This window comes from Psychrobacter sp. NPDC078929, assembly GCF_050267985.1.
GTDB lineage: Bacteria > Pseudomonadota > Gammaproteobacteria > Pseudomonadales > Moraxellaceae > Psychrobacter.
In genome coordinates this window covers 18692-31943 of sequence record NZ_JBNNFX010000022.1, presented here as the reverse complement: position 1 = coordinate 31943, position 13252 = coordinate 18692, and the positions used below count along the sequence as shown (strand labels likewise).

General features: G+C 43.2%; 11 protein-coding genes. 5 read left to right on the top strand and 6 right to left on the bottom strand.

All coding sequences use genetic code 11. The annotated features are described in order from the left end of the window. The first annotated feature begins 177 nt into the window (after positions 1–177). From ACQKCG_RS11655 to ACQKCG_RS11645, 3 genes are all read left to right on the top strand, one after another. Positions 178–1761 (top strand): YihY/virulence factor BrkB family protein, encoded by a 1584-nt coding sequence (locus ACQKCG_RS11655; protein ID WP_201556128.1) that lies wholly within the window; start codon positions 178–180, stop codon positions 1759–1761. Next, positions 1754–3370 carry a DUF2254 domain-containing protein gene (locus ACQKCG_RS11650; RefSeq protein ID WP_227678839.1) on the top strand — a complete coding sequence of 539 codons (1617 nt, stop codon included), beginning with the start codon at positions 1754–1756 and terminating at the stop codon, positions 3368–3370. Before ACQKCG_RS11655 ends, ACQKCG_RS11650 begins: the two co-directional genes overlap by 8 nt. Before the next feature lie 154 nt (positions 3371–3524). Continuing rightward, positions 3525–4799 carry a cation:proton antiporter gene (locus ACQKCG_RS11645; RefSeq protein ID WP_101204848.1) on the top strand — a complete coding sequence of 425 codons (1275 nt, stop codon included), beginning with the start codon at positions 3525–3527 and terminating at the stop codon, positions 4797–4799. A 78-nt stretch (positions 4800–4877) separates the two neighbouring features. On the opposite strand, the gene ACQKCG_RS11640 is transcribed toward ACQKCG_RS11645, so the two are convergent. The 3 genes from ACQKCG_RS11640 to ACQKCG_RS11630 are packed head-to-tail and all read right to left on the bottom strand — an operon-like array spanning position 4878 to position 7762. Beyond that, a complete protein-coding gene (locus ACQKCG_RS11640; protein ID WP_406947850.1) occupies positions 4878–5363 on the bottom strand; it encodes a DUF2127 domain-containing protein in 486 nt (161 codons plus the stop codon). 55 nt (positions 5364–5418) lie between these two features. Beyond that, positions 5419–6630 carry a dihydroorotase gene (locus ACQKCG_RS11635; RefSeq protein WP_227673312.1) on the bottom strand — a complete coding sequence of 404 codons (1212 nt, stop codon included), beginning with the start codon at positions 6628–6630 and terminating at the stop codon, positions 5419–5421. A 58-nt stretch (positions 6631–6688) separates the two neighbouring features. Then, on the bottom strand, positions 6689–7762 hold the full coding sequence (locus tag ACQKCG_RS11630) for an aspartate carbamoyltransferase catalytic subunit (RefSeq protein ID WP_201556126.1): 1074 nt from the start codon (positions 7760–7762) through the stop codon (positions 6689–6691). 389 nt (positions 7763–8151) lie between these two features. Between ACQKCG_RS11630 and ACQKCG_RS11625 the strand changes: the two genes are divergently transcribed. Together ACQKCG_RS11625 and ACQKCG_RS11620 are read left to right on the top strand one after the other, a co-directional pair. Continuing rightward, positions 8152–9135 carry a class 1 fructose-bisphosphatase gene (locus tag ACQKCG_RS11625; RefSeq protein WP_201556124.1) on the top strand — a complete coding sequence of 328 codons (984 nt, stop codon included), beginning with the start codon at positions 8152–8154 and terminating at the stop codon, positions 9133–9135. Between the two features lie 105 nt (positions 9136–9240). Next, positions 9241–10035, top strand: a complete 795-nt coding sequence (locus tag ACQKCG_RS11620) for a TrmH family RNA methyltransferase (RefSeq protein WP_101204852.1) — start codon at positions 9241–9243, stop codon at positions 10033–10035. 206 nt (positions 10036–10241) lie between these two features. Here ACQKCG_RS11620 and ACQKCG_RS11615 read toward each other — a convergent pair whose 3' ends face one another. The 3 genes from ACQKCG_RS11615 to ACQKCG_RS11605 form a co-directional block, all read right to left on the bottom strand. Beyond that, entirely contained in the window at positions 10242–11174 is a 933-nt protein-coding gene (locus ACQKCG_RS11615; protein ID WP_057758839.1) for an electron transfer flavoprotein subunit alpha/FixB family protein, read from the bottom strand. Between the two features lie 152 nt (positions 11175–11326). Beyond that, complete coding sequence (locus ACQKCG_RS11610) at positions 11327–12076, bottom strand: electron transfer flavoprotein subunit beta/FixA family protein (RefSeq protein WP_057758837.1); 750 nt, start codon at positions 12074–12076, stop codon at positions 11327–11329. Between the two features lie 457 nt (positions 12077–12533). Beyond that, positions 12534–13103 carry a DUF421 domain-containing protein gene (locus ACQKCG_RS11605; RefSeq protein WP_179799542.1) on the bottom strand — a complete coding sequence of 190 codons (570 nt, stop codon included), beginning with the start codon at positions 13101–13103 and terminating at the stop codon, positions 12534–12536. Positions 13104–13252 lie beyond the last annotated feature (149 nt).

The following is a 13252-nucleotide window of genomic DNA, read 5'->3' as shown; positions in this document are numbered from 1 at the left end:
GAATATGTGCACATTATGCCCGAGTCATTCACTGTCATGCAAATAACCATGATTGATAACCTGATTTATATTGTATCTGATGTGCTACGCAGTGCATTTTGACACAATTAAACCGCAGATGATAACCGTTCATCTTTGTTACACTATTGTCACTCTTACTTTTGCTTAATGGTCGACATGGAAAAATTATCTCAAAAACTCCCGTTTTTACAGCAGCGCTGGTTTCAGTTTTTACGGTTTTTGACTCGGCATTTTTTTGAAGACAACTGTCAGCAAAAAGCAGCATCGCTAACCTATACGACTATGCTGTCGATCGTGCCTGTATTAACCGTTTTGCTCATGATATTGTCCTCTGTACCGGCACTGGCATCCGTCAGAGCGCAGATATACGAGGTCATTTATAGCAACTTATTGCCGCAATCGAGCATGCAAGTCAGTGAGTATATCAATGACTTCGCCGAAAAATCCTCCAATCTAACCATCATCGGCGCCATGGTGCTATTTTTTACCACCATCATGACCTTGACCACCATTGAGCGTGCCTTTAATCAAATCTGGCGAGTAGAAGATCGCTCTGGTGGCATCAAAAGCATGCTGCGTTATTGGACTATCGTTACTTTGGGACCATTGGTATTGGGCACCGCTTTTATCGCTTCAAGTACTGTACAGAGTCTGAGTTTTCTTAATCGTCAAATTGCTGGCTACGGTATCGACTGGAGCTTTTGGGTACAAATGGCATCGATTGGTATTACGATGGCGGGTTTTATCGGTATGTACTGGTTTATTCCAAAGGCGCGCGTACCAGCAAAAAATGCAGCCATCGCTGGCGTGTTCGTGGCCATTGTCTTTGAATTAATGAAGCATCTGTTTGGTACAGTGATGGCTAACTTTACTAGCTATGAAGCGATTTACGGCGCTTTTGCTGCCTTGCCTATTTTTCTACTATGGATTTATCTGTCGTGGAATTTGATTTTATTAGGCGTTGAAATCAGCTATACCTTGACGATTTTTGAGACAGAAGAAGTCTACCCTCGTCACCCGTTACTCAGCTTGTTAGACATGTTGAACTTGGTTTATACCCACCACTTAAAAGGTGAAGCCGTTAGCGAACAAGCGCTGCGCAATGTCTTAGGTCGCAAAGAGTTGCCAAAATGGTATACCTATATTAACTACCTACAAGACAGCAATCTGATTACCATGACAGATGATGACGACTATGTACTCAAAAGAGACCTGAGTAGGATGACGTTATGGGACTTTTATCGTACCTTGCCCTATCCACTTCCTATCAAGGACGAGTTGGATGAGATGAAATTGGAAGGTCAAAAGCCTTGGCTAAGTTTATTGGTAAAACGTTTTGAGAATACTGAAGCGTATGCCAAACAGCAACTGCATCTGCCGCTAAATGCTATCTTTGCCAATAGCGAACCTCGTAAACAATCTAATAGTAAGCATAGCGATGACCATAAATTATTTAGAAAAACCTCTGCCGCCACTGAAAATGTACAACGACATGATAATCTAGATAGACATAATGAGAATATTTATAACGGTAATGATTCAAATATTGAAGCCTCACCGCACCTAGAGCCTATGGCTTATGATAAAGACAGTGATATTGAGTATGACGATCACGACAATGAAGCCATCATACCTCTAGGGACTAGTGAGAGTCATGCTGAGACAAATATGAGCAGACGTACGCACAAAAACGCTATTATTACAGAAGCAGATAACCCTAAGGCTCATCACAGTGAATAAAAATGATGGAGACAGTGTCTGGACACGTACGATCAATGCAGGTCAAAACAGGCTTAAGCAGTTCACTAAGTTGTGGTCAATACAAACGCTGACCGACTTGCCTGATCGCTTAAATAACTTGTGGCAATGGCTGATTGGCTCTTATTGGTTTATTCCAACCGCTTGTGTCATCGTCGGTATTTTACTTGCTCCTTTGCTAGTCGCGATTGATCAGCATTTTGATCGTGAAACGGTAAAAGAGATCTCCTTTGCCTTTACTGGGGATGACGAGGCTGCGCGCGCGATTATGACAGCTATCGCTGGTGCGGTATTGGGCGTGGCCGGTACGACATTTTCGATTACAATCGCCGTCCTGTCGATGGCATCCTCACAGTTTGGTCCAAGACTGCTACGTAACTTTTTGACCGACACCCCAAATCAGTTTGTCCTTGGCGCTTTTATCGGTACATTTAGCTATAGCTTACTGGTATTGAAGTCTATCCATAAGTCTGACGTAGCTTTTGGTGTGCCGCAATTGGCAGTGACCTTTGCCATTATCATGGCGATTATCTGTGCGCTGCTTTTAGTTTATTTTGTACAGCATATGGTGCATGCCATTCAAGCATCACACGTCATTCAAAATGCTAGCAACGATGCGATTGCAAACATTTACTATTGGTATAATGATCGATGTGATATTCAACATCAACGCGATGCTGAGCACCACGATATCGAGCAGTTCCAAAACTGGCCTGCTATGCCGATTTATTCACCAAATTCAGGTTATTTACAGCAGATTTATCTTGAGTCATTGATTGCGCTGTCACAGGATTATGGTGGCGTGGTACAGATGCATGTCAACCTCGGTAATTACGTCACTGACAAAAACGTCATTGGCTACTTTTATCAGCGGCCTGAATCTCATCCAAATAATCGCCAAAGGACAGCGACTCCGCATCTGGCAATAATACCGAGAGCACCCGATGGACTGTTTTGGCAACGTCTTGCAGGTTGCCTACGACTTGAGCAACGATTGGCGCACTCCAACGACATTGCATATAGCTTAGGTCAGATGACGGAAATTGCTGTACGCGCGTTATCCCCTGGTATCAATGATCCAAAGACTGCGGTCAATTGCGTCCAATCTCTAACCAGCTGTCTAAGCATTATGATGCGTCGTCAGCCACCAAGCCCTTATCATTTTCACATACCGCAGTCAGACACTAACGATAGCTCTGAAACTACTATCAAACAGAAGCGACTGGCCATATTGGCACTAGTCACTCATACCCCCAAAATTTCCGACTTTATCAATGTATCACTCGGTGAGATACGTCGTTATGCAGCTGCTGACCTAATGGTCTTAAAAGCATTATGTCAGGCAATGGTCAATCTGAACTATGCACGGGTAAACAGCGCACAGCAGCAAACGCTATTACATGAATTGCATCTAATTCAGCGTGCTGGAGAAGAGAATTTAAATTATCAGGAGCTGGTCGATGACTTGGTCGCTATGTGCGAACAAGCCAAGCAGTTTATTCTTGATAACGATGCGCAGCATAAGCATTTTAATTATGTCAGTGATTTTGAAGCTGATATTCGTCAAGCGTTACAGACACAGTCTAGTTAACGACATGACCAATTAACTGTTTAAATAAACGGCCGTATCAGCCCTTATAAGCACATTACTTATAAGCACAATACCTATAGCTAGCAACACTTATAACGTCCCTATAAGCCCTGCGCTTTAGATACTTTTTATATTCATATGAGACCTACTTTTTATGGCATCTGCAACCAGCCTCACCATTCTAGAAATCAGCGCCATATTTTTGTCGATTACTGCTTCGTTAACTTATATTAATCACCGTTTTATTGGTCTGCCGACCACTATCGGTGTCATGGTCATCTCTATCTTACTGTCAATCGGTGCGATATTTTTGGGCTTCTTAGGGTTTGATCAGCTGATCGATTACGAAGTCAGTTTATTGGAGCAGCTTGATTTTACCGAAGTACTCTTAGACGGCATGCTATCGATGTTGCTATTCGCAGGTGCATTACACGTCAATATTGGTGATTTAAGACGTTACAAGTTACCTATCGGCATCCTTGCCGGACTTGGTACGATCATATCGGCGATGCTTATTGCGACCGCGATTTATTTTATGCTGCCGTTGTTTGGTTTTGGCCTACCGTTTCTCTGGTGCCTGTTATTTGGGGCGCTTATTTCCCCTACCGATCCTATTGCCGTCATGGGTATCCTGTCGTCAGCAGGTGCTCCAAAGAGTATCGAGACTGTCATCGCTGGCGAGTCATTGTTCAATGATGGAATCGGAGTGGTTATCTTCGTCTTACTGCTGGGGATTTTATCTAGCGGTGATATCCCTACTGCCAACTACGTCGCACATACTTTGGCGGTTGAAGCTGGTGGCGGCGTTGTATTCGGACTGGTACTTGGCGCAATTTTGTATTACTTGCTTAAAAGTATTGATAGCTATCAAGAAGAGGTGCTATTAACATTAGCAGGCGTCATCGGTGGCTATGCGCTGGCCAGTCATTGGCATTTATCAGGGCCACTCGCCATGGTCATGATGGGCCTGATGGTTGGTAATCGTGGTCGCGAGCTAGCCATGAGTGACAAGACACGGCACTATATTGACTTGTTTTGGGAATTGATTGATGAGATTTTAAACGCCATTTTATTTGTACTCATCGGTCTAGAAGTGGTGATGATTGCTTATTCAGGCAATTTATTTATTGCGAGCGGTTTGACGATTTTGATTGCGCTCGTTGCCAGATTTATCGTGGTAGGCATGACGACCAAGACTTTTCATCGTCAGCTTGATTTACCTACGGGCGCATGGAAAGTTCTGACGTGGGGCGGCTTACGCGGAGGCATCTCAGTCGCGTTAGTATTACAGCTACCTATCGGGGCTGAACGCGAGATTTTATTGGCACTCACTTATGCGGTGGTGATTTTCTCCATTTTGGTACAAGGTCTCAGCGTTGGAAAAGTCGCTAAAAGCATTCGTACCGATGAAAAAACAGTAGACGTATAAGCTAAAAATATAGCAAGCACAAAAAATCCAGCATCAGACAAGTATCTTATGCTGGATTTTTTAACTTAAATTTAAACGTTATATCAAGCCCTTTCGTTTCATATTGCGATAAACCACAACAATAATGAGCAGATTAGAAACCAGTATCCCAAGCTTAAACCAGTCAAATGGGCTAACGATCAGATAGTAGATTTCTATAGGAATAAATACCCCATAGCCTAACACCCCGAACCAATACGCCCATGTTTTGTCATGCCACAAGCCATAGGCTTCGAGGAAACGCAAACTGGCATAAGCGAATATCAATAATAAAAACATCGGCCAGTTTTTACTTGCCTGCTGAGCAATACGTACGGCACTATCGATTTGCGGGGCAAGCATATGGCCGAAGCTGCGCTGCCAAGTAACCGTTGCCGTCGTCAGCCAATGCTCAAGATTGGTATGCCACCACCATAATGCCCCTGCTCCTAGTAACGCACCAACACCTTTGACTACCTCATAAATGGCCACTGCTTTGATAGACTCACTCGCCGTACTGCGCGATTTTTCTTGCTGACCATTCATGGCAACCCCTTTATCCTTCGAGGATGGCGGCAGACGGTCATCCTGTTGGGGCAAATTAGCCAAAGAATGTCTCCACAACACGTCCTTGCAACTGCTGATTGAAAAATGGCGTGTTTTTACCACTTGATAGCATAGATTGTGCCGTTACTTGCCACTCAAGGTTAGGATCGACTAATACTGCACCGCCGATAGCTTCATACTGCTCGCTAATACCTGCGATTTTTGCAGGATTCAGGCAGATTTTATCTACTAATTGCGAGAGTGTTAAGACATCGTCATTTACCAGCTGACAAGCCAACGCCATAAACGTATCAAAGTTTGAGATACCGGGCGTACTCTCAGCAAACGGTGCTTTTTTGGCGGTACTATTCAGTGGCTCGTGATGACTACAGATAGCGTCGATAGTGCCATCTTTTAATCCGCGGCGGATTGCCTGCTGGTCCGTGTTACTACGCAGTGGTGGTAACACATATGCCTGAGCATTAAAGCCTTCAAGATTGTCATCAGTTAAATACAGCTGATGCATCGCAACATCACACGTAACAGGCAAGCCTTTATCTTTTGCCCAGCGCATGAGCTCAATGGAAGACTTACAGGATAACTGGCTAAAATGAGCAGCGATTCCGGTCTCTTCAACCATCAGTAGCTGCGTAGACAGTGCAACAGTTTCCGCAATCCAAGGAATCCCTTGCAAACCATGATAAGAAGCAATATAGCCCTCATGTGCCACACCGTCTCCAGACAGACTTGGCTCATCAGGATAAAAGAATACCTTCATGCCAAAGGTTGCTGCATATTCTAATGTGCGTAGCAATACTAAGTCATTGCGAAAAGGTCTACGCGCATTAGATACTGCGATACAGCCGCCCTTTTTAAGCCCTGCAATGTTAGACGGTCGTTCGCCCTCTAACCCTGTGGTCAATGCACCCAAAATATGCAAGTAAATCCCGCCATCACTCAAGGCACGCTCACGTAAACCTTTTAAGAGTGAGCCATTTTCTAAAATAGGATTGGTATCAGGTGGCGTCACCACATGTAAAAATCCATTACCACGAGCAGCGCTGCCTTCTGATTTTAGCGTACCGTGTTGCTGCTGGCCTGGCTCACGCAAACGCGCGCATAGATCTACTAGTGGTGGCAATAACCACATCTCACGGTCAGAATCGAGTGTAGATAGTTTTTCTGTTGCAATTTGCGGCAATGCATCTTTAAATGCTTTTGGTAAATGGTCAAGAATGGGTGCATCCGTATTAAGCATGGTAGACATAACGTTATTACCGTATCAATAAAATTAAATAAATGAGAATAAGTCGCTCGGCAGCCTATTATTTGCCAGCCGCTTGATGAGCGCGTTGACCTTCCATCGCAAGTGATAAGACTGCCATGCGAATGGCAATGCCGTTATTTACCTGCTTTAAGATAACGGATTGCGCGCCATCAGCCACACTAGAGGCAATCTCAACACCGCGGTTCATCGGCCCCGGATGCATCACTAGTGCATCAGGTTTAGCGAGAGCTACTCGCTCTGGCGTGATTCCATAATGCTTATAGTATTCACTTGAGGATGCCAATAGCGGCGAACCGATACGCTCATTTTGTATTCTTAATCCCATGATCACATCACAGTCGGTGACACACTCGTCCATGTTTTCATATACTTGCACGCCAAAACGCTCAATACCTTTTGGCAGTAAAGTGCGCGGCGCACAAACACGGATGTCTGTCACACCTAGTGTTTGCAATGCACTGATATCAGAGCGTGCCACGCGTGAGTGCTTAATATCACCAACGATTGCGATAGACAGCTCTTCAAACGGGCGCGGAGCTTCACGGTGAATGGTCAACATGTCGAGCATTCCTTGAGTGGGATGCGCATGCCAGCCATCACCGCCATTGACAATAGCGATATCAGGCGTCACTTCTGTCGCCATAAAATGCGCGGCACCTGATGCTGAATGTCGAACTACAAAGATATCCGCAGTCATTGCCTGTAGATTCCACAACGTATCGCGCAGACTCTCGCCTTTTTTGGTACTAGAACGTTCGATATCGATATTGAGTACATTGGCACCCAAACGTTTTTCTGCCACCTCGAATGTCGTCCGTGTACGAGTCGATGGTTCAAAGAACAAATTCATCACCGTATAGCCGTCTAACTCAGGACGATTAATTAACTGTCCGTTTTCATCAAAGAAAGTCTCTGCTTTTGCGATAATAGCTTTGAGCTGTGCTTTGTTAAGACCTTCAACACCTAAGAAATGCCGGATACTGCCATCAGTGTTGAGCTGCGGACGACTTAGTGAAGTATTGAGCCTTTGATGAATCGTATTGGGATCAAATTTTGCATAATCAGTCGGTGAGACTGGTTGTGTAGCGCTACTATCGATAGAATTTGACATAATGGCGAGTCTTTATTGTGGGTTTATATGAGTCTATAGTAATCACTTATTCATCTTTGTTCGATCATTTATCACTGATAGGCATAGATACAAAGGACATTTTGACGCTTATTTGCTACAATTTACCGTAATCAAATTCGACCAAAAAATAGCCTCAGCAGACAATCAGAAAGCGTGAGTAGACATGCTGTATTCTCATAGAGAATAATTCTGACAAAACTATAAATGAATAACAATAGATATAGTGTAGCCGATTTTATGGTCGGGACAAAGATGCCGTATTAGCTATTTAAGAATTTACCTATTTCAGGTGTGCTAAATGCCACCTACTTCTTTACTTTGACACCTATCCGTTCTTTTACTTTCCATACTATTTATTAGGAAGCCTTATGACGACCTTAGCAGACTATCTAAACCAACATGCTACTAGCCCTGCACTTAACGACGTGATTACCACTGTCACTGATGTCGGTAAGACGATTTCACAACTGCTCAGAAAAGGCGCTCTGGCAGACATCTTGGGCGAAGCAGGTAACCAAAACGTCCAAGGCGAAGATCAGAAAAAATTAGACGTACTAGCCAATGACTTACTACTAGATGCATTGGCAAAAAATACACATTGTGCTGGTGTTGCGTCAGAAGAGCTCGATGACGCGACCCCTGCTAATGATGACGGTAGCCTATTGGTGTTATTTGACCCATTAGATGGCTCATCAAATATCGATATCAATATGGCTGTAGGTACGATTTTTTCTATCTTACCGTATGAACGTCAAGGTCAAACCAGTGAAAACAGCGACTATCTACAGGCAGGTAACAAACAGCTAGCAGCCGGTTATCTGCTATATGGTACCTCTACTGTCCTAGCGTTAACCGTCGCTGATAAAGTTGTGATGTTTAGCCTAGATCCAGAGACTTCTGACTATGTGCTGATAGAAGACAATGTTCAAATCGATGCCGATACGAGCGAGTATGCTATCAATAGCTCAAATTATCGCTACTGGCGTGCGCCGATGCAGCAGTACATTGATGAGTTAATCGCTGGTGAAACAGGTGTACGTGGACGTGATTTCAATACGCGCTGGGTAGCAGCCATGGTTGGTGACGTCCATCGTATTTTATGTCGCGGTGGTCTGTTCACTTATCCGTTTGATACCAAATACGCTCATAAAGCGGGTAAACTACGCTTGATGTATGAAGCCAACCCAATGAGCTTATTGATTGAACGCGCGGGTGGCGGTGCGACAGACGCGGTCAATCGTATCTTAGATATCGAACCGACTGATATCCACCAGCGTGTACCAGTAGTACTCGGTAGCAAAAACGAAGTCAGTTACGTGAAAGACTTACACGTCAATTATTCTGAGAAATAATTGATTGACGCGCCTGTTAAGAACAGTCAGCAGAACGCTAAATTAATAATAGATATTTTGCTGGTTATCTAAACGACTCCTTTACTCTTCTCTAAGCGATCCACTATGGTATTAAATCCCACCGAGCTGATTACCTCAGATAAGAACACAACCGTGAAGCTTGTAAAAGCACTGTTGTCCCAAGCACGCCAGCGTAAAAAGAACGGTCAGACAGTCATAGAAGGCGTCCATTTGATAGATGCTGCGCTGCGTAGTGATTATCCTTTCGCTCAAATACTACTGTCTGAGTCAGCGCGTAGCCACTCTGAAGTTCAGCAGATATTGACTCGCCTGCCCACTTATACGCCTATTCTTACTTTGTCAGACTCACTCTATGAGAGTATTCGTAGCTTGGGTACAGGCATCGATATCATGGCGATTATCAAAGTACCAACGCCTAGCTTATCGATGATCAATGAAGACTGCTTAATCTTGAACGACGTACAGGATAGTGGGAATGTTGGTACGCTACTACGCACAGCTGCAGCCGTTGGTATCCGCAATATCTTATGTACCAGTGCGACCGCTCAAGCTTGGTCTCCCAAGACGCTACGAGCAGGTATGGGTGCACAGTTTGCACTGACTATTTATGAGGGCTTGAGTACACAAGATATTTTAGATCAAGTACAAGTGCCGCTTTTGGCAACTAGCTCACATACAGATACTATCATTTACAATCACGATTTATCTGCACCTGTAGCATGGATTATGGGTCATGAAGGTCAAGGCGTTAGCGACGAGCTAATGCAATGTGCCACGCCGATAGCATTACCGCAGCCAAATGGTCAAGAGAGCTTAAATGTAGCGATTGCAGGGTCTTTATGTCTGTATGAGACCTTACGCCAAAGACAATACTCTTAGCATGCATTTATAACTGTTATTAAAGCCTAATTTATTAAGCATAAAAAAACCCACTACCAATTGATAGTGGGTTTTTTATTATCTGCCTACTACTGATATAGTCAAAGAGGTCTAAAACGGATATAAAGCATCCAACTGCAGATTGTACAAGTAGTACATCTAAGGAGGGTAACGCCGTAGCCGTTTAGTAGTTCTGTGACTATATATTAAACCTTACTAGTTAGCTCAGGCAGTGCTTCGAACAAATCAGCTTCTAAGAAGTAATCAGCAACGCTAGCAATAGGCGCTTCTGGGTCATTGTTGATAGCAACGATGACTTTAGAATCTTTCATACCAGCCAAATGCTGAATTGCGCCTGAGATACCAGCTGCGATATATAGCTGCGGTGCAACGATTTTACCCGTTTGACCGACCTGCATATCGTTTGGTACATATCCGGCGTCAACAGCGGCACGTGATGCACCAACAGCAGCGCCTAGCTTATCGGCCAATGGCTCAATGTACTTGGTGAAGTTTTCACCGTTTGCCAATGCACGACCACCAGAAACAACAATACCAGCTGATGTCAATTCTGGACGATCAGACTTAGCCATTTCTTCGTTAACGAAGCTAGCTTTACCAGTTTCTTGTACGTTGTCGATAGTTTCAACAGTAGCTGAACCGCCTTCGCTTGCCACTGGGTCAAACGCAGTGGTACGTACTGTTAGTACCACTTTGTCTTCTGTTGTTTTTACTGTCGCTGTCGCATTACCTGCATAGATAGGACGCTCAAACGTTTGAGCATCTACCACACCTGAGATTTCAGACAACATGCTTACGTCAAGTAACGCAGCAACGCGTGGCATAAAGTTTTTGCCAGTCGTGGTCGCAGCCGCTAGGATATGGCTGTAATCACCAGCGATATCAGCAACCAATAGCGCCACGTTGCCTGCCAATTGATGCTCATAAGCAGCATTGTCAGCCAATAGTACTTTAGTCACGCCTTCTGCTTTTGCCGCTTCATCAGCAACAGCTTGGCTACCACTACCTGCAACCAATACATGGATATCATCACCCATTTGTTTAGCAGCAGCGATCGTGTTTAAAGTTGCCTTTTTTAGACTGGCATTGTCATGTTCTGCATATACCAAAATTGCCATGGTTTTAGTCCTTTATATATTCGTATTATCTATTCATGCGGTTGTTTGTGTACAAAGCTATTTGAGCAACTATCATTTAGTATGAAATAAAGCAGTCAAATTCTTAGCCTTGTACAGGATATGCCGTAGCGAAGTATCCAATCATTAAAAAATTAAATGACTTTTGCTTCGTTTCTTAGCTTATCGACCAACTCATCAACTGACCCTACTGTAATACCAGCTTTACGGTCAGCAGGTGGCACGACTTTAATAATTTCTTGCTTAGATGTCATATCAACACCGAAATCTGCTGGCGTTTTCTCATCAAGTGGCTTTTTCTTCGCTTTCATGATGTTAGGCAATTTAGCGTAACGTGGCTCATTCAAACGTAGATCAGTCGTGATAACCGCTGGCAAATCAAGAGCAACAGTTTGTAGGCCGCCATCGATTTCACGCGTTACGTTTACTTTGTCGCCTTCAACTTTCACTTCTGATGCAAACGTACCCTGACCGATACCCATCAATGCCGCTAGCATCTGACCAGTTTGGTTGTTGTCATCATCAATCGCTTGCTTACCTAATAAGATAATATCAGTGCTTTCAGCTTCGGCGATACTTTTTAGAATCTTAGCAACTTGTAAAGGATATGGTTTTTCGTCACTTACTACTAATACACCACGGTCAGCACCTAGCGCTAGGGCTGCACGAATCTGCTCTTGTGACTCTTTTGGACCGATTGAAGCAACAATGATCTCATCAATGACGCCAGCTTCTTTTAGGCGAACCGCTTCTTCTACTGCGATTTCATCAAAAGGGTTGATTGACATTTTAGTGTTTGATAAGTCAACGCCAGAGTTGTCGGCTTTTACACGAACTTTTACGTTATAATCAATGACACGCTTGACCGCTACTAATGCTTTCATACGTTCCTCGTTTATTAATGTTATGAGTTAAAAATTGTCAGTTAAGAACCAAAGGTTCGTTGTGGTTCAAATTGTCGTTCAAAATACTGCTCAAGGTTATTACTACATCAACAGAATATAGTTAACTAAGAAAGATGAGCCAATATCTAAGAGCATATTAGCATTGTATCTCTTACTAATGAAATCTGCTAAAGCTAAGCCAACCGTTATTATCAGACCTATGTATCTTGCGTCAGCAGGCAGATAAGGTCAAGACAACGCCGTGAATAATGCGTCATAAATTTGTCAACACTCTACAATAAATAGTCTATAAGCGCATCATTTCATGATTTGCGTTGTTCAACAGCTTAAAATACTCGTACCTTTATAGCATTCTAAGCCTTAGCTTTACTTAATATTTTGTTATTATTTATCTCTTTGAGGTTAACGGATAAGAATAGTTAGTTAATTAGTCAAGCTAGACCTGCGACTTACTATTCTTACTAGCGCCAAGCAATAATTCGCTATCTCGTATATCGTCAAATAAAGACCAGTCAGGTTCAACATCGTTACTTTTGATGACACTCATATCACCTGTCGTCTCCATAATCACCGCAAACACTTCTGTTTTCGCTTTGATACCATTTTTACGTAGCACTTCCTGCACATCGCTGGTACTAAGATTGGCTTCTTTTAAGTTGTCTTCTAGATACTCACCATGAGCCATTAGGATAATAGCTTGATTGTCTATCAGTGCTTTTAGCGGTTTTATTTTGCGTCTGATAACTGAAATAACGCCCTGAATTAAGAATAATACCGCAACAGCAAACAATCCTTGAAATAGAGAGGGCTTATCTGACAATACCGTCGACGCCAATATACTACCAATACCAACCGTCATCGCAAAATCATGGCTTGATAACTTAGAAAAACTGCGTAAACCCATCAATCGAGTAAACAACATCAGCCCTACATAAAAGCCTACAGCAGATAAAGAAATCCCGAGCACCTGTTGCCAGTCAATTGAAAGCCAATTTTCCCACTTCATAATACAACCTTATCTATTACATTTTTATTAAATCATTGTTCGCTATTACCTGATGATGTTGACCGTCAAAATCAATAGCACTTTATCTAAAGAACACTTTGTCATGCCAAAAAAGCCCCATAAAAAAAGCAACCTGATAAGAGGTTGCT